The sequence below is a fragment of the Achromobacter sp. genome (assembly GCF_049647645.1).
Taxonomy (GTDB): domain Bacteria; phylum Pseudomonadota; class Gammaproteobacteria; order Burkholderiales; family Burkholderiaceae_B; genus Achromobacter.
Window position 1 is genome coordinate 30,426 of sequence record NZ_JBARYB010000177.1, and the last position, 21,269, is coordinate 51,694.

Here is a 21,269-nt window from a genome sequence, read left to right on the forward strand (position 1 = left end):
GCGCAGGCCGTGCCTACAGCCGATTTTTAGCAGGCTTGACCCGGATCAAGACCGCCGCCGCGCATGGGAAAACGCCATCGGCGGCGGATTTACCATAGCCCCATGCGGGCCGCGCAGCGTGCGCGGCCTCCCCAAGATGGAGCGATGAACCGATGCGACGCCTATTGGCCGCCGTTCTGCTGATCTCCCTGCTGGCCTGGGCCGGGGCCTACTGGGCGCAACCTCCGGCCGAACTCAACGTCTGGACCGCGCGCGACCAGCTCATCCTGTTGACTGGCCTGGGTGCGTACGCGGTCATGACCCTGATCATGCTGCTGGCGGTGCGCCCCATGTGGCTGGAAACGCGGATGGGCGGGCTGGACAAGATGTACCGGCTGCACAAGTGGAGCGGCATCCTGGCCGCCGCGCTGGCGGCGGCGCACTACCTGATCAAACTGGGCAAGCCGCTGCTGCTGGCGCTGTTCGACCCGGTGCCCAAGACGCCGCGCGCCGCGGCCTTGCTGGACATGTTCCGCGGCTCCGCCAAGGACATAGGCGAATGGGCCGTGTGGATCCTGGCGGCGATGGTGCTGCTGACACTATGGCGGCGCTTCCCGTATCACATCTGGCGCCAGGTCCACCGCATTGCGGCAGCCATCTTCCTGGTGGTGGCCTTCCACGGCGTGGTGCTGACGCCCGCCGCCTGGTGGTGGCAGCCCGCAGGCTGGCTGGTGGCCGTGTGCACTGGCGTGGGGACCGTCTGCGCGTTGATGGCGTTGACCGGCAACATCGGGCGCGGACGCCGCTACAAGGGGCAGGTGCTGGCCATCGACCATCTTTCCGGCGACATCCTGGCGCTGACCTGCAGGGTGGAGGGCGACTGGCATCACCGCGCCGGACAGTTCGCCTTCCTGACCACGGACCGGCGCGAGGGCGCGCATCCCTACACCGTGTCCGGCGCGGACGACGGCACCGGGCGGGTACAGTTTTCCATCAAGGCGTTGGGGGACTACACGCGGCGCCTGCAACGCAACCTGCAGGTAGGGCAGGACGTGATCATCGAAGGCCCGTATGGCTGTTTCGACTTCCAGCGCGACGATGGGCGGTCGCAGATCTGGGTGGCGGCCGGCATCGGCGTCACGCCGTTCATTTCATGGATGGAATCGCTGCAGACGGACCCGGACACCGCACCGGTCGCGACCCTGTACTACTGCGCGCGCAACGCCGACGACGCGCCGTTCGCGGACCACCTGACAGCGCTGTGCGCGCGCGTCCCGAACGTGGCCTTGCATGTGCGCTACAGCGAGACCCAGCGGCCGCTGACGGCCGCCGAGCTGGTAGCGGACCACACACCGGGCGCGCCCTGGCCCAGCGTGTGGTTCTGCGGCCCGACGGGATTCGCCGATGCGCTGAAGGATGGGCTGCACCGGCGCGGCATGCCGGTGAGCGAGCTGTTCCACCAGGAGGCTTTCCAGATGCGCTGAGCGCGTCAGATTCCGGACACCTCGATATCGCCCGGATAGTCCACCGAGAATTTCAGCACCGTTTCGCGCGACTTGCCGGGCTCCAGTTCCCAGTCCCAGACCAGCTTGCCGTCTTCCTCGCGCTTGATCTCGCGATCGGCTGGCGACAGCAGCTTGACCACGATCTTCTCGTTGCGCGAAATGGGCAGGCGGTCCTTGAACGACACCTGCTCCTTGGTGGCCTTGTTGTTCTTGACCGTGATCTTGTACTCGTAGGTCACGCGCTTGCCGCTGCCGGAGAAACCGGTGCTTTCGGTATAGCGGTTGACCAGCTGGCGCTTGATGGAGATGCCTTCATCGGCGCCCAGCGCGAGTTCGAGCTTCTCGCCGGGCATCACGGCCTTCATGGCGCTGGAAGCGACGAAGGCGTCGTCCAGGAATGTGTTCAAGGCGCCGGCCAGGAAGGGGAAGTCCGTGCTGTTGCTGGCGTGCGCCGTCAGGAACATGGCTTCGCGCAGCGCCGGCGTCGACTGGTACTGCAGGGTGGCGGGCAGCTTGGCGGTGGCGATGGCCACGCGCTGCGAGGAATTGTCGGACAGCAGGGTGGCCGGATTCTTGATCTGGAACGATGCGCTGGTGGCTTCCGCCTGCACCTGGGCAGTGGCCTGCTCCAGGGGTTCCGGCACCATCTCGACGGCGGGCGCTGCGGCGTCCTCGAAGGACTGGACGCGCTGGCGCGCCATCTTGGCCTGGGCTTCGGACTGCTGCATGGCCGCCACCGGCGCGGGGCTGGGGCGCGGGCGGGGCGGAGGTGGCGGCGCGGCCACGTCCACGATCCACGGTTGTAGCGCGGGCGCGCCGCCGCCCAGCGAGGGGCGCGCGGTGGACAGCGTGAGCTTGACGTTGTTCCAGTCTTCGCCGGTGTTCTGGCGGATGACGCCGAAGTAGCCCAGATCCACGCTGCGGTCCGCCGGGCGCAGGCGCGCGTCGTAGGCGGGCGTCCAGCGGGCGCCGGCCACGGCGTAGGAAACGTTCAGGTCCAGCTTGCCCGCGCGCGCCAGGTTCACGCGCAAGGTGACGGTCTTGGTGCGGCGGTTGAGCGAATTCTGCAATTGGCCCAACTGGTTCTGCAATGCGCTCAGTTCGCGCTCCAGCGCCGCTTTCTGCTCCTCGACGCGGCGCAGCCCGGCCAGCGCGCGGGCCAGCGAATCCGCGCTCAGCGATTGGATCGCCTTCAGTTCGTCCAGCGTCAGGCGCGCGCCGTCCTTGGCGGGCTCGGTGGCGCCGCGCTGCATCATCAGCACCAGTTCGCGCTGGTTGTCCAGCACCGCGGCCTCATCATCCAGCAGCGCCTGCTGGCCTTGCAGCTTGCGCACCTGCTCTTCCAGCTGCTTGACGCGTTCGTTGGCGGTGTCGGCCTGATAGGCGTCGCGCACCTTCACGTCCAGCAGCGTGGCCTGGCCGGTGCTCTTGGCCGAAACCTGCAACGAGTTTTCCTGCAGGCTGGCCGGCAGCTTCTCCAGCACCAGCTCATGCTCGCCGGCGGCCAGCTCGCTGCTGGCGGCGCGCGTCACGACGGCGCGGTCCTGGTAGACGGTCACGGAACCGATGGAAGAGGCCAGCCCGGCGGCAGCGGCCAGGCCGGGGATCGTGGCGATGGCCAAGGCCAGAAGGGTACGTCGCACTATTTCACCTTTAGACAGGTTGGAATCGCGCGGCGCCGTGCCCATCGACAGGGACGGACCGCCGCGCGCGCCAAATTTACATTGCGGCCCGGATGCGGGTTTTACAGAAGATGACAAACGCGACAGTGCGATACCGTGGCCCCGCCTAGGGGTGGGCAAGCTCGCGCAACATGTCGACGGCATTGGCGGCCGCGGTCGATCGGTCATGGCGGCGGTAGGCCATGTCCAGCAGCGCGTGCGGCGCGTCGCCCTTGATCGGCCGGTACTCGATGCCTTGCGCGCCCATGTGCCGCATGGCGGCGGGCACGATGGAAATGCCCACGCCGGCCGCGACCAGGCTGACGATGGATGCCATCTGCGGCGCTTCCTGGATGACGCGCGGCGCGAAGCCGGCGCGTAGGCAGGCCGACATGATCGCGTCATACAGGCCGGCGCCTATGGGGCGCGGATACAGCACGAAGTCTTCGTCCGCCAGCGCCGCGATGGGCACGCTGCGCTTGCGGCTGAGCGCATGGTCGGGGGGCAGGGCCACCAGCATGGGTTCGTCCAACACGCGTTCGGACGCGAATTCCGGATCCAGCACGTAGGGCGGGCGCACGAAGGCCACGTCGACCTCACCGGCGCGCAGACCGCGCAGCAGGGTGACCGTGTTGCTTTCCGTGAGCGTGACCCGCACGTTGGGGTAGCGGTCCTTGTACGCGCGGATTGCCTGCGGCAGATAGGGGTGGAATACGGCGGAAGCCGTGAACCCCACGGTGATCGCGCCGCGCTCCCCGCGCCCCAGCCGGCGGGCCGTGTCGATGGCGCGGTCGGCGCTGGCGAGTATGGCGCGCGCGTCCTCCAGGAACTGGGCGCCGGCCTCGGTCAGCGCGATGCCTCGCGGCAGGCGCAGGAAGAGCGGGGTGCCGATCTCGCGCTCCAGCTGCTGGATCTGCTGGCTCAGGGGCGGCTGGCCTATGCCCAGCCTGGCGGCGGCGCGGGTGAAATGCAGTTCTTCGGCGACGGCGGTGAAATAACGCAGGTGGCGCAGTTCCATCGTTTAAAAATATGGTTAGGGTCAGTTTCATATATTGGACATATGAAGGGGAAAAGTCTACCTTGGTTGCGTGGGCTGCATGCCCGCTGCTTTCGAGAATTCCGATGTCTTCCCCCTTCGCCAGTCCCTCATCACCAAGCGCCGCGTCCGCGCCGGCGGCGCCTGTCTCCACGCCTTCCGATCACCTTGCCCGCGGCACTCCCGGGTTGCGGCGCGCCCAGTGGGCCTTGTTCGCGGCCGGTTTTTCCACGTTTTCGCTGCTGTATTGCGTGCAGCCGCTGATGCCGCTGTTTACCCACGCATTCGGCGTGTCGCCTGCGCAAAGCAGCCTGGTGCTATCGCTATGCACCGGCTTTCTGGCCGTCGCCATCTTTTTCGTGGGCCTGTTCTCGCAAGCCGTGCCGCGCAAGCGCGCCATGGCGCTATCGCTGTTCGCGTCCGCCGTGCTGGGCACCGTGGCCGCCGCCGCGCCGGATTGGCACAGCTTGCTGGCCCTGCGCGCGCTGCAAGGCCTGGCCATGGGCGGGGTGCCGGCGCTGGCCATGGCCTATCTGGCCGAAGAGGTCGAGCCGGGCACCCTGGGTTTCGCCATGGGCCTGTACATCGGCGGCAGCGCCTTCGGCGGCTTGTCCGGCCGCGTCATCACCGGCCTGGTGTCGGATCACTTCGGCTGGCGCGCCGCGCTGGCGACGCTGGGCCTGTTGGGCATCGTGGCGGCGGCGCTGTTCGTCTGGCTGCTGCCTGCGTCGCGCCGTTTTGCGCGGCAACGGGGCAGGGGCTGGGCCGGGGTGTGGGGCGACGTGCGCGCAGGCGCGGCCTCGCATCTGAAGAATGGTCCGCTGTGCGGGCTGTTTGCGCTGGGCGGCCTGTTGATGGGCGCCTTCGTCACGGTCTACAACTATGTAGGCTTCCGCCTGCTGCTGCCGCCGTTCTCGCTGAGCCAGACCTTCATCGGCTTCATCTTCGTGGTGTACCTGGTCGGGATCTGCGCGTCGACCTGGTTCGGCCGCCTGGCCGACCGCCATGGGCGGGGCGTGATGCTGTCGGCCGCCAGCGGGCTGGCGCTGGCGGGCCTGCTGCTCACCCTGTCCAACTGGCTGCCATTGCTGATAGTCGGGATTGTGGTGTTCACCTTCGGCTTTTTCGCGGCCCACGCGGTCGCCAGCGGCTGGGTCGGACAGATGGCGCGAGGCTACAAGGCGCTGGCCGCGTCGCTTTATCTGCTGGTGTACTACATCGGCGCCAGTGTGCTCGGCGCATTGGGCGGCCACTTCTGGACCACGGGACAGTGGCCTGGCGTGGCGGCGATGGCGGGCGCGCTGCTGGCCTTGGCGTTGGCGATCAGCGCCAGCCTGTACTGGCGCACGGGCCGCGCAGCGGCGCCCGCCGTGGCGGGAGGCAGTGTCTCGTGAAGGTAATGCCTAAAAGCTAGTAATTCTCATTTATAATTAGCGGCCCGCTAGTCGAGCGCCATTCCCATCCAGATCCGAGGGCCGCGATGAATCCTATCTCCCCCGACAGCCAGAACCTGCAGCGCGAGCATGCCGCGCTGCTCGCCGCCTACGGCCAGGCGCAAGCGCATTGCAGTCGGCTGCTGGCGGCGCAGGCGGCGCGCATCCTGTATCTGGAGAGCGAGGCCATGCGCCTGCGCGCGGCCGTCATCCTGCGCGATACCGCGCTGGCCTGGGCGCGCGAAGACCGCAAGGCGCTGGAAACCTCCATACCCGGATTGCCCCGGCGCGTGGCGTTGGCCCGCAGCGTCGCCCAGTTGATGGAACGGGTGCAGACCCTGATGCGCGAGCGGCTGGCCTGGCAGGGACGGGCTGGCGCCGCCGCGCGCCAACTGGAGACGCTGACGGAGCCGCCTGCCTGGCGACCCGCGCCGTCGGCGGTCGTGCTGCGCGAAAAAGCGGTGCTATGCGTGGGCGAGGATGCCGTCGCCCTGGCGCTGACCCGCAAGATGGTCGAACTGGCCGGTGGACGCTATCTCGGCCACGACGGCGGCCCGGATATCGACGGCAATACGCTGGAAGCCAGCCTGGTCGCCGCGGACCTGGTGATCTGCCAGACCGGTTGCGTCAGCCACGGCGCCTACTGGCGCGTCAAGGACCATTGCACCCGCACGGGCAAGCAATGCGTGCTGGTCGACAAGCCCGAGGCCTTGCAGGCGCTGCGGCTGGAACGCGAGCCGCTGAACACGGGCGGCTGAACTGCCCGGCTCCGCCAGGCGACCCGTAGCGTCGGGTTACGTAGCGTTTCGGCTGCGCGGCCGCTGCCGCAATACAGTCGGGGGCAAAGGGGCCGAGATGCTGACCAAGCGAGACCAAGTGGCGCTACCCTGGACGGACACGCTTGCCCGCCTGGAGGATGAGCGCATCATGTTGCAGCGGATAGCCGCCGGCGTGCCGCTGGCCGAGGTGCTGGAACATGTGCTGCATGCCATCGAGGCGCAATCCAGCGTGAACCTGCGCACCGCCATCGCGCTGGTGGATGAGACCGGCGCCTTCCTGCTGCACGGCGCCGCGCCCAGCTTGCCGATGGTATATAACGCGGCGATACATAGAGCGGCCATCGGCCCCGGCTCGGCCTCCTGGGGCGAGGCGGCCTATACCGGCAGTCCGGTCTACGTGGAAGATATCGCCTTGAATCCCGGCTGGGAGCGCTGGCGCGACCTGGCCTTGGCGCACGGTTTGCGGGCCTGCTGGTCCACGCCGATCAAGGCGCCCGACGGACGCCTGCTGGGCGTTTTTTCCAATTACTACGGCGTCGCGCGCTCGCCGTCGGCCCACGATATCGATGCGATCGCGCTGGTCACGCGCAGCGCCGCTCTGGCGATAGAACGCCATCTGACGGAGCTGGCGTTGCGCCAGAGCGGCGAACGCTGGCGCGCCATGTTCGCCGGCATGCAGGAGGCGTTCTTTCTCAGTGAAGCATTGCGCGACGACACCGGCCGCATCGTCGATTTCCGCTTCCTGGAAGTGAATCCCGCATTCGAACGCCAGACCGGAATGAAGGGCGGCGACACACTGGGCCACACGCTGCGCGAGATGATCCCGGGCGTGCCCGGGCAGATCATGGACACGTTCGCCCAGGTGGTCGAGACCGGCGAGCCGACCCAGTTCGAATTCATGGTGCCGGCTCCAAAGGAAGCCTGGTACGAAGCGCGCGTGCGCAAGGACGGCGCCGGCAGGATGATGGCGCTGTTCCTGGACGTCACGGCGCGCAAGATGGCCGAAGCCGAGCTGTGGGAGGGGCAGCACCGCAAGAACTACCTGGCCGCGTTCGGTGACCGCATGCGCGAGCTGCATTGCCAGGAAGATGTCGAGCGGGCTGCCTGCGAAGGCCTGTGCCAGCATCTGGCGCTGGCTCAGGTGGCGGTGCTGGATGCGGCAGGCGAAGGCCAGGGGCCTGCCATCTCCTCATGCTGGCCGCCTGGCGCCGAGTTGCTGGGACAGCCGCCATGTACGCTCGATACCCTGGGTGACGACTACCATGCCGCGCTGCGCCAGGGACGCACGACCTATCTGGCGCCTCTGTTGGGAGAAGCCGGCGGCGAGATCCGTCCATGGGCCATTGTGGTGCCGCTGCGGCGCTGGGGCAGGCAGGGAGGCGCGTTGCTGGCGTGCCCCTCGTCCGGCAGCCGTCTCAAGGGCAGCGACATCGCGTTCATCGAAGAAGTGGCGGAACGCATGTGCGGCGCCGTCGAGCGTTCGCAGTACGCCCGCACGCTCGAGCAGCGCGTCGAGGATGCGATCGCGGAGCGCGACCGGATCTGGCGCCTGTCGCCGGAACTGCTGGCGGTGCTCGACCGCCAAGGACGCTTCGTCAGCGTCAATCCGGCGGTGCGTCTCATCCTGGGCTGGACGCCGGAACAGTTCATGTCCATGGAGTTGCCCGAACTGGTCCATCCGGACGACCAGGCCGCGACGCTGGGGGCCTGGAGCTGGGCCTCGGAGGACATGGGGCCGCGGCCCGCCGCCAGGCACCTGGAAAACCGCATGCTCAAGCGTGACGGCAGCTATTGCTGGATAACCTGGAGCATGTCGTGGGCGCAGGACAGCCTCTACGTGGCGGGACGCGACGACACCGACCTGAAGCTGCAAGCCGAGGCCTTGCGCGATACCGAGAATGCCTTGCGCCAGTCCCAGAAGATGGAAGCGGTGGGGCGCCTGACGGGGGGCATCGCCCACGACTTCAACAATATGCTGCAAGGGATCTCCGGGGCGCTGTACCTGGTGCAGCGCAAGATCACGGCGGGCGCGCCGGAACAGGCGTTGCGCTTTGTCGACGTCGCCATGGATTCGGCCAATCGGGCGGCCCATCTGACGCAGCGGCTGCTGACCTTTTCGCGGCGCCAGCCCATCGACCCCAAACCGTTCTGCGCGGCCTCCGCGCTGCAATCCATGGTTGCCCTGTTCCACCGTTATACGGGCGAACGCGTGGCGCTGCGGCTGGACTTGCCGCAGGCGCTGTGGACGGTCTGCTGCGACAAGAACCAGTTCGAGAACGCCATGCTGAACCTGGTGATCAACGCCTGCGATGCGATGCCCAACGGCGGCACGCTGACGGTCGCCGCGCGCAACGTGGAGGCGGACGATCCCCAGCTCTTGCAGTCCGTCGGCGCGCATGCGGGACGCTTTGTGGAAGTCTCGGTGACGGACGTGGGCTGCGGCATGCCGCCGGACGTGTTGGCGCATGCTTTCGACCCGTTCTTCACCACCAAGCCCATGGGCCAGGGCACCGGCCTGGGCCTGTCCATGATCTATGGCTTCGCCAAGCAGGCGGGCGGCGCGGCCGGCCTGGAGAGCACGGTGGGCGTAGGCACCACGGTCAGGCTGTTCCTGCCGCGCCACGATGGCGCGCCCGAAAGCTTGCAGAATGGCGAGCGCGCGGCGGTGGCGTTGCCTGGCGCGGCGCGCAAGGAAGTGGTGCTGGTAGTGGAGGACGACGCGAACGTGCGCGAGATGGTGTGCGAATGCCTGGCTGAACTTGGCCTGGAGGTGCTGGCCGCCTCTGACGGCGAGGCCGGGCTGGAGCTGTTGCAGTCCGCGCGCGGCATCGACCTTCTTGTGACCGACGTCGGACTGCCCGGACTCAATGGGCGGCAATTGGCGGACGCCGCCCGCGTGACGCGTCCGGGCCTGCGCGTGTTGCTGATGACGGGCTACGCTGAAAGCGCGGCGCGCGGCCAAGGCTTTCTGGAACAGGGGCTGGAGCTGATCGTGAAACCCTTCCAGCTGGACAAGCTGTCCGAGCGCGTGCAGGGCATGCTGGACAGCTCGCCGGGTAAGGCCGGCCAGGAAGCCTAGCGCCGGTCCGCGGCATGGCGCGCCTTGCGCCGGGCCTAATGGCGGCGGCGCAATTCCGCGGGCGGCATGCGCAATTGGCCGCGATACTTCGATACCGTGCGCCGCGCCAGCAGTATGCCGTTGGCGGCCAATTGCTGGGTCAGGGCCACATCGGACAGCGGCATGGCCGGATCCTCGGCCTCGACCATTTCCTTGATCAAGGCGCGCACCGCCGTGGCCGAGCAGGAGCCGCCGGTGTCGGTGGCCAGCTCGCGCGAAAAGAAGTGGCGGAATTCGAAGACGCCGCGCGGCGTCACCATGTACTTGCCGACGGTCGCGCGCGATACCGTGGATTCATGCATGTCCAGATCGTCGGCCACTTCGCGCAGCATCAACGGCCGCAAGGCCACGTCGCCATACTCGAAGAAGGTCTGCTGGCGCTTGACGATGGCTTCGGCCACGCGCTGGATGGTGACGTAGCGTTGTTCGACGTTGCGTACCAGCCAACGGGCCTCCTGGAGCTCCTGCGCCATGGGGCTGCGGTCGCCCAGGCGGGCGCGCCGGAACAGTTCGGCATAGGTCTGGTGCAATCGCGCCTGGGGCATGGCGTTGCGGTTGGGCAGCACGCGCCAGCGCGATTGCCACTTGTCCACGAACACGTCGGGCACCACGTAGACAGGCGCCTCGGCGCTGTAGCGACCGCCCGGCTTGGGGTCCAGGCTGCGGATCAGCGCGCAGGCCTCGCGCAACGCGTCCTCGGAGCAGCCCAGTTGTTGGCGCAGGCCGATGCAATCGTTGCGCGCCAGCCGGTCGAGCTGCTCGCGCACGATGCGCAAGGCCAGGGCCCGCAGCTCGTCGCCGATGCCGGTGGCCGCCGCCAATTGCAGCGACAGGCATTCGGACAGGTCCCGCGCGGCCAGTCCTGGAGCATCCAGCTGCTGGACCAGGCGCAGCGCCGTCATCCATTCGCCCTCTTCGGGGACGGCGTCGGCGTCGCGCCGGGCGTCGCCCCACAGGCTGGCCAGCGGCACGCGCAGGTAGCCGTCGTCGTCAAGCGCATCGATGATGAACTCCGTCAACAGGCGGTCGCGCGGCGCCAGCTGATAGTTGCCCAGCTCCAGCGACAGGCGCTGGCTCATGGAAAGCGTCGAAGCGGCCCAAAGCCCCTGGTCGCGCTCCTGGCCATCGCCCTGGCTGCGCGTGGGATAGTCGCCGGAGTAGGCGGGCGCGTCCGGCAGCGGCGGCTCGGCCTGCGGCGCGGGTTCGGACGCGGCGGGACCGGTGGCGTCGGCGGCATGATCGGCGGGAGGAAAGACCGCCATGGCAGGGCTCTGTTCAGCCTCCTGCTCATCGGCGTCTTCCAGGAACGGATTGCTGGCCAGGGCCTGCTCGACCGCGGTGGTGAATTCCAGCGCGGTCATCTGCAGCAGCTTGACGGATTGCTGCAGCCGCGGCGCCAGCGTCATCTGCTGGCGCAGGCGCAATTCTTGCGTGGGGTAGACCAATCGAGTCTCCTGGACAGCGGCTGCCGACGGGCAGCCCATCCAGATACTCAAGCAAAGACCGTGCCAAGTCCCGCAGCGGGCAGGGCGGGGGAATCGTGCGCGCCTGCCGGCTCAGTATTACAAGACGGCGGTAAGAAATGCCGCCCGGCGCGTGGAAATCAGGAGGCGGCGCCGTCCTTCTCGTAGCCGTCCAAGCGGTTGTAGAGCGTCTTCAGGCTGAGTCCCAGCGTCTCGGCGGCAATGCGCTTGTCGCCCGAATGGTGCGCCAGGGTTGCGAGTATGAACGCGCGCTGGGCTTCGTCCAGCGGCATGCCGACGGGGAATGTCAGCGCGCCATCGCGCACGGTGGCGCGCGACTCGTCGCGGGAGCGGGGCAGCAGGTCGGCCGCGAGCTCGTCGTCCGCCAGGATGTACGCGCGTTGCACCGCATTGCGCAGTTCGCGCACGTTGCCGGGCCAATCGTGCCTGGAGATCGCTTCCAGCATGCGCGGGCTGAAGGTTTTGTGGCTGCCGTGCGCCGTGTTCAGGGTCTCCAGGAACCAGTGCGCCAGCACCATCGCGTCATCGCCACGCTCGCGCAGGGGCGGCACGCGCAGCGGAATTACCAGCAGGCGGTGCAGGAAATCCTGCCGCAGGCGGCCTTCGGCGACCGAGGCGAGAGGATCGCGGTTGCTGGCGCAGATGATGCGGACATTGGCGCGCAGCAGATCGGAGCCGCCCACCCGCTGATAGGTGCCGGACTCGAGCACGCGCAGGAAATTGACCTGCAGGTCAGGCGGCATTTCGGTCACTTCGTCCAGGAACAGCGTCCCGCCGCTGGCATATTCGAAGTAGCCCGCGTTCTGCGCCACGGCGCCGGTGAAGCTGCCTTTCTCATGGCCGAATAGTTCGGCGTGCGCCAGGCTGCCGCTGATGGCCCCGCAGTTCACCGCAACAAAAGGCTGGGCGCGGCGTTCGCTCGAATCGTGGATGGCGCGCGCGACGATTTCCTTGCCGGTTCCGCTTTCGCCCACGATGAAGACGCTGGCGTCGGTGGCCGCTGCCAGTTGCAGTTGCGCGCCCAGCTTCTGCATCACGGGGGAGAGGCCGGATACATCCATCAGTACGCCCGGAGGCGCGGACGCCGTCTCGCGCGCGGCGTTGGGGGTGCGATTCGCCATGCTGATTCCTTGGCCCGGCCTTGGGCCGTGCGCATCCATTCATGCTAGAGGGACGCAGCGGCCCGGGATGCGACGATTTGCAAGCATACGAAAACGTTGATGGAAAGTATCGAACATTTACCCCGCCTCAGGCCGTAGTCGCTATGCTGGATCACTGAGCGCAACATTCGCGATACGGAGTAGGCATGCCCCATTTGCTGATCGTTGACGACGACCCCACGATACGCGAAACCCTGGCCGAGATCGGCCGCGAGAACGGGTTTTCCGTGGCGCTGGCCGCGAGCGTCAAGGACGCGCTGATCCAGCTGGAACGGCACGCGCCCGACCTGGTGTTGACGGACATCCGCCTGCCCGAAGGCAGCGGCATGGACATCTTCAAGAACGAGGCCGCCGCCAGCGCCGAGGTCGTGGTGATGACCGGACACGGCACCGTGGACAACGCGGTCCAGGCGCTGCGCCTGGGGGCCACCGACTATCTCGTCAAACCCATTTGCATGGAACGCTTGAACGGGATCTTCGCGCGCGTGAGCGCGAACTCGGACAGCGATCCTGCCGGCGCGCCGTTCGAGGAACCGGGGCGCTACGGCAGGATGTACGGGGCATCCGACTGCATGCAGGATTTTTACCGCCAGATCGGCCGGGTCGCGCCCACCAACGTTACGACCCTGCTGATCGGCGAGAGCGGCACCGGCAAGGAACTGGCGGCGCATGCCATCCATGAACTCAGCGCGCGCCGCCAGCGCCCGCTGATCGCGGTGAACTGCGGCGCGATCTCGCCCAATCTGATCGAAAGCGAAATGTTCGGGCACGAGCGCGGCAGCTTCACCGGCGCGGACCGCCAGCACAAGGGATACTTCGAGCGCGCCGACGGCGGCACCCTGTTCCTGGATGAAGTAACCGAAATGCCGCTGGATCTGCAAGTGAAGCTGCTGCGCGTGCTGGAAACCGGGCAGTTCATGCGGGTGGGCACCAATCGGGAGATCGCTTGCGATATCCGGATCGTCGCCGCCACCAACCGCGATCCCGAGCAGGCGGTCAGGGAAGGCAAGCTGCGCGAGGATCTCTACTACCGGCTGAGCGTGTTTCCCATCAAGCTGCCAGCGCTGCGCGAACGCGGCGACGACATCCTGTTCCTCGCGAACCGCTTCCTGCAAGGGTTGAACCAGGAAGCGGGCAAGAACAAGGAATTCTCGCCGCGCGCGGTGGCGGCGCTGCTGCAGCACGGGTGGCCCGGCAATGTGCGGGAACTCAAGAACTACGTGCGCCGCGCCTTCATCATGGCGGAAGGCGACAGCCTGGAGGCGGACATGCTGACGCCGCGGGTGTCGCCGGCCGGCGAGGGCGCGGGCGGCCAGGTGAGCGTGCCCGTAGGGGAAACGCTGGCGGAAGCGGACCGGCGCCTGATCCTGGCGACGCTCGAACGTTGCAACGGCGTGAAGAAGCAGGCCGCGGCCGTGCTCGGCATCAGCCCCAAGACGCTGTACAACCGACTGGAGGAATACGCCGCGGCAGACACGGATGCGCCCGCCGCGACGCCTGCCCGGAAGCAGGACCGGTCCTGACTTCATTTGCCGTAGCGCGTTTTCAGGTCCGCCATGCAGGCGTCCTTGGCGTTGCCGGACATGCCGTCGCATTTCTCCTTGCCAACCTTGTAGTCGGCGTCGTTGCGGACCTTGGCCGCGTCATGCGAGGCCTCGGCCTTTTCCTTGCCTGCCTTGGCATCGGCACGGGCCTTGTCGCGCGTGGCTTCGGCCTGCTGCTGGCAGACGTCTTTCTGGTTGCCCTTCATGCCGTCGCAATGCTTCTTGTCCAGCTTGTACTGGTTGTCGATCTGCTCGTTGCTGCGCACGGCGGTAGAGCCGCCTTGCGTGGTTTGCGCCTGGGCCTGGAAGGCCAGCGCCGAGAGACTCAGGGCGACCGCGGGGAGAACGACTCGGGACAAATTCATGGTTGACTCCTTGGATGGGGGCCCGGCATCGTCCGGGCCTGGCGTCATCGGCAAGCAAGCGCCGTTCCCGGGCTGGCTGGGCACGCCGCTTGCTCGGCGTCAGACCGCAGAGGCTGCCCATGCGCACGCCTGCCGCATCCATTTAACGAACTGGGGATACGAACATGGAAACCAAGCGAACAGACCACGGAAAGGCAGATGCGGGACATGGCAAGGCCAATGCACCGCACACGGAAACCGAGGCCGCGCATCGCAGCGGGCAATTTGGCACGGACAAGCCCGGCTTCGGCAAGCCGCCCGCCGCGCCCAAGCGCGAATCGGACAAGAAGCCCAATGACAAGGGCGCGGAGTATGAGGAAGGCGGCCAGTATCCGGGCACGCGTCCTGGCACCAAGTAGCCGTCCTGCGGCGTTCACAATCCGGTTGTACGCCCAGCCAGGACCAAAGCCGGACTATCGTTGCGGGAGGCTGATATGAAGACGACGACATGGCTGTGCGGCATCGTCGCGGTTTGCCTGCTGATCGCGCCGGGCGTGCTTGGCGGCGTGCAAGCGCAGGAGCTGGCGGAGCCTGATGCGCGCTTCCTGCAGGCTGCGGCGGGCTCGGGGATGTTCGAGATAGAGGCTGCGGAGCTGGCAAAAAAACGCGCCGGCGACGGCGACGTCAAGGCCTTTGCGGCGAAGATGCTGGAGCAGCATCGCGCCATGAATGCCCAACTGAAGGTCCTGGCCGAGAGCAAGCAGGTGATACTGCCGACCGAGCCGTCCGAACCGGACCGCGGCACCCTGGAACAGCTAAGCAACAGGACCGGGCCGGACTTCGATGCGCTTTACATCGAAAAGGCAGCCATGGACGCGCACACGATGGCCAGCCGCCTGTTCGAGACCGCGGCGCGCGAGTCCAAGGATCCGCAGGTGCGCGACTTCGCGGCGCATTCGCGGCCCATGCTGGCCGAGCATCTGGCGATGGGCCGCAAGCTGCAAGGCGAACCGCCGGCCGATCCCGATAAGATCCAGCCCGCCGTGAAGGGCGAGGCGCCGGCCGTCTCGCCCGCGTCCCGCCAGGCGCCCGCGTCGATAGCGCCGGCGAAGTGAGGGGACGCGCGAGGCGCCTTGCCGTACTCCGTGGCTACTGCCGTCCCACCACCACGCCGAACAGGAAAGCCGCGCCGGCCACCAGGCCGATGGCCTGCCAGGGCCGGGCGTGGATGTATTCCTCGGTGCAGTCTATGGTCTCCCGCATCAGGTCGCCGGCATTGTCGGAAGCATCGCGCAGGCTGCGCCGCGTGGCGCGCAGTTGCTCGGACAGGCGCGTCTTGAGCGCCTCCAGGTCGGTGGCAGCGGTGTCGCTGAGGGTGGCTTCCAGATCGTCGATCCAGGCCTCCGGATGCCGCGCGCGCCTGTGTGCGCCGCGGTTGTCCGGGCCGTTCTCCGGAAAATCGGAGGGCAGGGGGGTGTGGGTAGAGGCCATCGGTAGCTCCTGGCAGTCGGGCGGAAAGTACGTTGGCGCGGCCGGCCCGGGCGACCGCGCGGTGGGTCGGGAGGTCTCAGGCCTCCAGCATGTCGCGGCAGGCCAGCGTGCAGCCCAGGCATGCGCCTGCGCAAACCTGGCAATGCACCGCTTCATGCGACGAACACTCGCGCGCGCAGGCGTCGCACATCAGTGCGCACAAGGTGCACTGGGCGGTGGCGAACTCGCCATCGCGCGCCAGCATGGCCGCGCACAGCCGGCAAACGGCGGAGCAATCGGTGCACAGTCCGATGCAGCGCTTCATGGGCGCCGGGTTCTCCCGCAGGCAGGCCGAAGCGCATATATCGCAGGCGACGGCGCATTCGTAGCAGGCTTGCACACATTGCTCGAAATTTGGGTCTCGCATTGCATCTCCTTGTGATACCCGGTACGCGCCACAACTGCGCCGCAACCGGCGTGCCTGGCACCAGGGCCACATCCGCTTGCAATTTGAAGCCCAGCATCCGTACCTGGATCCGCGAAGCCGGCGCGTGCCGGCAGGCGGCCGGAAGACAACGCTAAGATACTGCCGCCGCGTTCTGCCGTCGATGTTCCGCGCCGCAGCCGCAGGCCAAGAACGCGCGCTCATCGATCCTTTGATTCTTGAACGGCCGGTGGCGCCGCACCGGCCTGCGCCCGCAGAAAGGCCAGCAAGCGGCGTTCGTCCGGGTGCAGGCCGCGGGGCGCCTGCGGCGCGGCCGCGGCCGCGGGCAACGCACCCTCCAGATAGGCGGCCAGAATGGCCGGATGCACATAGCAGGCCCGGCACACTGCCGGCGTATTGGCCAGGCGCCGCGCCACCAGCTTGACCACTTCCACCACGTTCTTCTGCGCCTGGGCGGCATTGTCGGCGGGACAACTCTGCAACGCTGCGTAGGCCATGACGGAACCCGCCCAGGTCCGGTAATGTTTCGCCGTGAACTCGCCCCGGCCCGCCGCGCGCAGATAGGCATTGACCGCGCCGGAGTCCACCGGATGGCTGCCGCCGTCCTCGTCCAGGTACTGGAAAAGCTGCTGGCCGGGGATGTCCAGGCAGCGCTTGATGACGCGGGCCACGCGCCGGTCCGCGGCGCTGACGTCGTGGCTGACGCCGCTCTTGCCCTGGAAGCGGAAACGGAAGCGGTCGCCGCTGACGCTGGCGTGGCGGCGCTTGAGCGTGGTCAGGCCATAGGACTTGTTGGCCCTGGCGTACTCGCGCGCGCCGATGCGCACCAGGGTCGCCTCCAGCAGCCGCACCAGTACGGCTATCACCTTGTCCTGGGACAGGCCAGCGGTCCGCAGATCGCGTTCGACCTGGCGCCGTATGCGTGGCAGCGTCTGCGCGAATGCCGCCAGGCTCTGGTACTTGCTCGCGTCGCGCACCGCGGTCCAATCGGGGTGATAGCGGTATTGCTTGCGTCCGCGCGCGTCGCGCCCGGTGGCCTGCAGGTGTCCAAGCGGAGACGGGCAGATCCATACCTGTTCATAGGCCGGCGGTATCGCCAGGGCCTCGATGCGCTGGATTTCCCGCGCCTTGCGTATGCGCTTGCCGCGCGCATCCAGGTAGTTGAAGGCGTTGCCGTTGATGCGGACCCGCGTATAGCCCGCCTGGCTGTCATCGTAGTAGACCAGCGCCGCGCCGCCGGACGCGCGCGGCGCTTGGGACCGTGGGTTCATGTCGTCTGCGTCAGCCAGGGGGGGGAGGGAGGCTGCCATCAGCATGCGGCGTGCCCGTCCCAAGCACGTGCGCAGGCCCGGGCACGCGGCTTGCTGACGGAGAAATGGATTTTCCTGGAGACAGCCATGCACATCGCGTACTCGTACTACCTGCACGTTCCGCCCAAGCCAGATCCGATACCGCCGGGTTCGCCTCCCGGCGACCTGCCGGTGGATCCGGATACCGACGAACCGGACGTCGACCTGCCGCCCTTGTCGCCGCCGGTCAGGGAAATCACGCCGCCCAGCCCTTGACGCGGGCCACGGGATTCTCCAAAACCCAACAAGAACCGAGGAGTCGCCATGTCGACCATCCTGTTGATTATTCTGATCCTTCTGCTGGTAGGCGCCGTGCCGGCCTGGCCCCATAGCCGTGGCTGGGGCTATTACCCCAGCGGCATACTGGGCATATTGCTGATCGTCCTGATCGTGATGCTGCTGACCGGACGACTGTAGCGGGGCCGGTCCGGCAACGCAGGCGCGAGCCGTGTCGGGCGGCTCGCGCGGCGCCCTGTCGCTGGGCGGCCGCCTGGCGGACGGCGGGTGGCGCGCGGCACTGCCCAGGCGTAACATCGCCGGGTTTTTATGCAGCCCCCGCGATGCGCGGCATTCCCGACATGACCATCCCCTTGCTTGTCCTGATTGAAAGCGTGCAGGACTATCTGCCCGAAATCGAAGCGCGCGGCTTTCGCGTGATCTTTGCGCCCACCGACGCATCGCGCGCCGAGGCCATCCGCGACCATGGCCACGAGATCCGCAGCGTGCTCACGCGCGGCGCCACGGGCCTGCACGCGGAAGAAATGGCAGCAATGCCCAAGCTCGAAATCGCCTGCTCCCTGGGCGTGGGCTACGAAAATATCGATCTGGCGGCGGCGGCCGAGCGCGGCATCGTGGTGACCCATGGCCCGGGCGCCAATGCAGTTTCGGTGGCGGACCATGCCATGGCGCTGCTGCTGGGCGCGGCGCGGCGGCTGCCGCAGGCCGATGCTTCGGTGCGCCAGGGCCACTGGAGCGGTTTCATGGGGCCGCAGGTCTCGGGCAAGCGCCTGGGCATCCTGGGCCTGGGCACCATAGGCCTGGAAATCGCCCGGCGCGGCGCCCTGGGCTTCGGCATGAGCGTGGGCTATTACAGCCGCAGCGTTCGTCCGGAATCCGGCTATGCCTATTTCGACAGCCCGCGCGCGCTGGCCGCGGCGTCGGACTTCCTGGTGGTAGCGACGCCGGGTGGAGCGGGCACGCGCCATCTGGTGAACGCCCAGGTGCTGGAAGCGCTGGGACCCGAGGGCTATCTGGTGAACATCGCGCGCGGCAGCGTGGTCGACACGCAGGCGCTGATCTCGGCCCTGGCCGAACGCCGCATTGCGGGCGCCGGCCTGGACGTGGTGGACGGCGAGCCCGACGTGCCCAAGGCGCTCATCGCGCTCGACAACGTGGTGCTGACCCCGCACAGCGCGGGCCGCTCGCCGGAGGCCGTGCATGCCACCGTGGCGCTGTTCCTGGACAACGCCACGGCGCATTTCGGCGGCAGGCCGGTACTGACCCCCGTGCGCGGGGGCTAGCAGCCAGAGGCTAGTGGGAGAACATGATCGGCACGGTCATGCTCTTCAGGATGGACGCGGTGGCGCCGCCCAGCGCCCACTGGCGCAGCTTGCTGTGGCCGTAGGCCCCCATGACGATCAGGTCCGCGCTATGGTCGGCGGCGGCATTCAGGATGGTGCTGCCCACGCCGACGCCCTTGATGTCGCGGCGCACGTGTTCGGGCGCTGGCATGCCTTGCGCGACGCAATAGGTCGCCAGGTCCTCGAAGGGCGCTTCATGCTTCGGGCTGGCGGCGCCTTCGTTCATGGTCAACACGGTCATGTGCGAAGCCAGGCGCAGGATAGGCGCGGCGTCGGCCAACGCGCGGGCGGCTTCGCGGCTGCCGTCCCAGCAGCACAGCACGCGGTCGCCGATGACCGGGAATTCGCCGCTGGACGGAATCGCCAGCACCGGGCGGCCCGCCGTCAGCAAGGTCTGCTCGACGAACTCGATTTCGTGCGCGGCTTCGACGTCCTCGCGGTTTTCCTGGCTGACCACGATCAGGTCGCTGGTGCGGCCGAGCAGCGCCACGGTCTCGCTGGGCGAAGAGGTGCCCGCGCGCATGAAGGCCGGTACGTCGGCTTCGGCGGCAGCCTCCAGAAAGGCTGTTTCCACCGCATCGCGGTTTTGCGCGTGCAATTCCTTGATGATGCCCAGCGAACGAGACATGAGCACGGATTCGCCGTAGTAGTACTGCGGCGGCGCGGCGTTGGCATAGATGCCGACCAGCTCGGCCTTGTGGCGCTTGGCCAGGGCCAGGGCAGCTTCAATGCGGCGTTTGCAGTCGAATCCGTGATCCAGGTGGACGGAAATGCGGCGATACATGGAGGCCTCCTTGTTTAAGCGTGCCATGTGCCTATGGTCACGCTTTCCGGCCATTTCGCCCTTGATGCGCGTCAAGCCGGTGGCAGTTCGCCGGGGCCAACGCAAACCCGCGGGCTAGGCCGAGGGCCGCGCCCGTTCCACGCGCTCGCGCAGCTGGCGCAACTGGCGCGCTTGCTGCGCGATGCGCTCCAGCGGTCCCGCCAGTTCCGGATAGCCGGCGGCGACCGCTGCGGGCACTGCCAATTGGCGGGCCGCTGATGCCGGCGCGGGCTCCTGCGGATGCAGCGCGTGCGCCAGCATCGGACCATACTCGGCGAGCGCCCGGGCCGCGGGCGATGCGGCGGGCAAGGCGGCTTGTATCTCCAGCACGGTGCCCGCCGCCGTGACGCGGCGCATCGCGTTCAGCAGGTTTTCCGCCGTGTCGACGTTGCGGTCGCGATGGACCGGATTCTGCTGCAGTCGTTGCAAGGAAGCTTGCGCATTGTCGGCCGACAGGCAGGCCATGCGGCGCAGCGCCACGATGTCTTGTCCGGCGCGGGCATCGCCGCTTTTTTCCCGGACCAGGGCCAGCGCATAGGCGGCGTGGCGCTCCAGCGCCAGGCTGAGCGCGCCGGCCAGCTGGCGCGGCTCTTTTTCAGGCCAGACCAGAAAACCCACCAGCAGCGCCAGAATGCCGCCCAGCACGCTGTTGAACGCGCGCAGGGCGGCGAGCATGGGTTCTTGGATTTCCGGCTGCTGGATATGGGTGACCAGCACGAACTGCGACGTCAGGAAGAACGTGAACAGCGCGTAATGGATGGTGCGCGCCGCGAACGTGCCCAGCGCGATGGGCAGCACCGCCAGGGCCACGGACAGGGGCGTGCCGAGGAACAGTCCCAGCAGCGAGGCGCCGATGGCGCCGGCCACGCTGCCGGCCACGCGTTCCAGGGTGCGCTGCCAGGTGGTGGCGAAGTAGGGCTGCAGGATGAAGACCAGCGTCAGCGACATCCAGTAGCCATGGTTGACGGCGAAAGTCTTGGACAGGGCCACCGCGATGGTGGCGCCCACGCCCACGCGCAAGGCATGACGGAACGCGTCCGATTCGAAGCTCAGGTTCTGACGCAACGCGCGCCAGGCGTCTTGCGTGCGGCTGGGCCCGAGGCGGTCGCGTGCCGGCGCCACGGGCGCATCGCCCAGGTCGAACAGCGACTGGGTCACGGCCTGCGCGGTGTGCAGCAGGCGGTCCAGCACCGGGACCATGGTGGCCAGCTCCGGCGCATGCGCCATGGCGCCGCCGCGCAGCTCATGCAGGCCGGCGCTGTAATGGGCCAGGCGATCGCGCAGGCACTGGGCCTGCTTGGCGTCGCGCAGGTCCGAGGTGCTGGCGATGGCATTGCACAGGCTGGCATAGCGATGCAGCGCGTGGGAAAGATGGGCGCCCGCGCCGCGCCCCAGCCAGCGCGGCGCATTCGATTCCAGCAGGTCGGCCGCGGCCACCAGCGCGATGAAGCTGTCCTCGGCATTGTCCAGCAGGTACAGCAACTGGTGCGCGCGGGCGCGGCGCGAGGGCCGCGCGTCCTGCACTTCGCGGATGCGCACGCGGGCGGCTTCCAGCGCGG

General features: G+C 67.9%; 20 protein-coding genes. 10 read left to right on the forward strand and 10 right to left on the reverse strand.

Annotated elements, in window-relative coordinates:
• Positions 1-152 precede the first annotated feature (152 nt).
• The gene (locus tag WBB14_RS20225) at positions 153-1,463 is read left to right on the forward strand and encodes a ferredoxin reductase family protein (protein WP_424241419.1); all 1,311 of its coding nucleotides are present in this window, start codon (positions 153-155) and stop codon (positions 1,461-1,463) included.
• Between the two features lie 5 nt (positions 1,464-1,468).
• Here the strand turns inward: WBB14_RS20225 and WBB14_RS20230 are convergent, their stop codons facing one another.
• Together WBB14_RS20230 and WBB14_RS20235 are read right to left on the reverse strand one after the other, a co-directional pair.
• Positions 1,469-3,127 carry a mucoidy inhibitor MuiA family protein gene (locus tag WBB14_RS20230; RefSeq protein ID WP_424241420.1) on the reverse strand — a complete coding sequence of 553 codons (1,659 nt, stop codon included), beginning with the start codon at positions 3,125-3,127 and terminating at the stop codon, positions 1,469-1,471.
• A gap of 145 nt (positions 3,128-3,272) precedes the next feature.
• Complete coding sequence (locus WBB14_RS20235) at positions 3,273-4,163, reverse strand: LysR family transcriptional regulator (RefSeq protein ID WP_424241421.1); 891 nt, start codon at positions 4,161-4,163, stop codon at positions 3,273-3,275.
• Between the two features lie 104 nt (positions 4,164-4,267).
• Between WBB14_RS20235 and WBB14_RS20240 the strand changes: the two genes are divergently transcribed.
• The 3 genes from WBB14_RS20240 (at position 4,268) to WBB14_RS20250 (ending at position 9,472) form a co-directional block, all read left to right on the forward strand.
• Complete coding sequence (locus WBB14_RS20240; protein ID WP_424241422.1) at positions 4,268-5,575, forward strand: MFS transporter; 1,308 nt, start codon at positions 4,268-4,270, stop codon at positions 5,573-5,575.
• 86 nt (positions 5,576-5,661) lie between these two features.
• Positions 5,662-6,372, forward strand: a complete 711-nt coding sequence (locus tag WBB14_RS20245) for a DUF2325 domain-containing protein (protein WP_424241423.1) — start codon at positions 5,662-5,664, stop codon at positions 6,370-6,372.
• A 97-nt stretch (positions 6,373-6,469) separates the two neighbouring features.
• Positions 6,470-9,472 carry a PAS domain-containing protein gene (locus WBB14_RS20250; RefSeq protein WP_424241424.1) on the forward strand — a complete coding sequence of 1,001 codons (3,003 nt, stop codon included), beginning with the start codon at positions 6,470-6,472 and terminating at the stop codon, positions 9,470-9,472.
• Positions 9,473-9,507: 35 nt separating this feature from the next.
• Here WBB14_RS20250 and WBB14_RS20255 read toward each other — a convergent pair whose 3' ends face one another.
• Positions 9,508-10,995 (reverse strand): RNA polymerase factor sigma-54, encoded by a 1,488-nt coding sequence (locus WBB14_RS20255; protein ID WP_424241436.1) that lies wholly within the window; start codon positions 10,993-10,995, stop codon positions 9,508-9,510.
• A gap of 119 nt (positions 10,996-11,114) precedes the next feature.
• Complete coding sequence (locus WBB14_RS20260) at positions 11,115-12,116, reverse strand: sigma-54 interaction domain-containing protein (RefSeq protein WP_424241425.1); 1,002 nt, start codon at positions 12,114-12,116, stop codon at positions 11,115-11,117.
• Positions 12,117-12,301: 185 nt separating this feature from the next.
• Between WBB14_RS20260 and WBB14_RS20265 the strand changes: the two genes are divergently transcribed.
• Positions 12,302-13,678, forward strand: a complete 1,377-nt coding sequence (locus WBB14_RS20265; RefSeq protein ID WP_424241426.1) for a sigma-54-dependent transcriptional regulator — start codon at positions 12,302-12,304, stop codon at positions 13,676-13,678.
• A gap of 2 nt (positions 13,679-13,680) precedes the next feature.
• On the opposite strand, the gene WBB14_RS20270 is transcribed toward WBB14_RS20265, so the two are convergent.
• Positions 13,681-14,064: a hypothetical protein gene (locus WBB14_RS20270; protein WP_424241427.1), complete on the reverse strand. Its 384-nt coding sequence runs from the start codon at positions 14,062-14,064 to the stop codon at positions 13,681-13,683.
• A gap of 164 nt (positions 14,065-14,228) precedes the next feature.
• On the opposite strand from WBB14_RS20270, the gene WBB14_RS20275 reads away from it, so the two are divergent.
• Positions 14,229-14,462 carry a hypothetical protein gene (locus tag WBB14_RS20275; RefSeq protein WP_424241428.1) on the forward strand — a complete coding sequence of 78 codons (234 nt, stop codon included), beginning with the start codon at positions 14,229-14,231 and terminating at the stop codon, positions 14,460-14,462.
• A 75-nt stretch (positions 14,463-14,537) separates the two neighbouring features.
• Complete coding sequence (locus tag WBB14_RS20280) at positions 14,538-15,158, forward strand: DUF4142 domain-containing protein (RefSeq protein ID WP_424241429.1); 621 nt, start codon at positions 14,538-14,540, stop codon at positions 15,156-15,158.
• A 34-nt stretch (positions 15,159-15,192) separates the two neighbouring features.
• Here WBB14_RS20280 and WBB14_RS20285 read toward each other — a convergent pair whose 3' ends face one another.
• From WBB14_RS20285 to WBB14_RS20295, 3 genes are all read right to left on the reverse strand, one after another.
• Positions 15,193-15,534: a DUF883 family protein gene (locus WBB14_RS20285; RefSeq protein WP_424241430.1), complete on the reverse strand. Its 342-nt coding sequence runs from the start codon at positions 15,532-15,534 to the stop codon at positions 15,193-15,195.
• A gap of 76 nt (positions 15,535-15,610) precedes the next feature.
• Entirely contained in the window at positions 15,611-15,940 is a 330-nt protein-coding gene (locus tag WBB14_RS20290) for a four-helix bundle copper-binding protein (protein ID WP_424241431.1), read from the reverse strand.
• A 218-nt stretch (positions 15,941-16,158) separates the two neighbouring features.
• Positions 16,159-17,229: a DNA topoisomerase IB gene (locus WBB14_RS20295; RefSeq protein WP_424241432.1), complete on the reverse strand. Its 1,071-nt coding sequence runs from the start codon at positions 17,227-17,229 to the stop codon at positions 16,159-16,161.
• A gap of 126 nt (positions 17,230-17,355) precedes the next feature.
• On the opposite strand from WBB14_RS20295, the gene WBB14_RS20300 reads away from it, so the two are divergent.
• The 3 genes from WBB14_RS20300 (at position 17,356) to WBB14_RS20310 (ending at position 18,827) form a co-directional block, all read left to right on the forward strand.
• Complete coding sequence (locus tag WBB14_RS20300; protein ID WP_424241433.1) at positions 17,356-17,523, forward strand: hypothetical protein; 168 nt, start codon at positions 17,356-17,358, stop codon at positions 17,521-17,523.
• A 48-nt stretch (positions 17,524-17,571) separates the two neighbouring features.
• Positions 17,572-17,724, forward strand: a complete 153-nt coding sequence (locus WBB14_RS20305) for a DUF3309 family protein (RefSeq protein WP_013393887.1) — start codon at positions 17,572-17,574, stop codon at positions 17,722-17,724.
• Between the two features lie 161 nt (positions 17,725-17,885).
• A complete protein-coding gene (locus WBB14_RS20310) occupies positions 17,886-18,827 on the forward strand; it encodes a 2-hydroxyacid dehydrogenase (protein ID WP_424241437.1) in 942 nt (313 codons plus the stop codon).
• A gap of 10 nt (positions 18,828-18,837) precedes the next feature.
• Here WBB14_RS20310 and WBB14_RS20315 read toward each other — a convergent pair whose 3' ends face one another.
• Positions 18,838-19,671 carry a universal stress protein gene (locus WBB14_RS20315; protein ID WP_424241434.1) on the reverse strand — a complete coding sequence of 278 codons (834 nt, stop codon included), beginning with the start codon at positions 19,669-19,671 and terminating at the stop codon, positions 18,838-18,840.
• A gap of 114 nt (positions 19,672-19,785) precedes the next feature.
• The coding region (locus WBB14_RS20320) for an FUSC family protein (RefSeq protein WP_424241435.1) at positions 19,786-21,269 on the reverse strand (1,484 nt) is incomplete at its 5' end.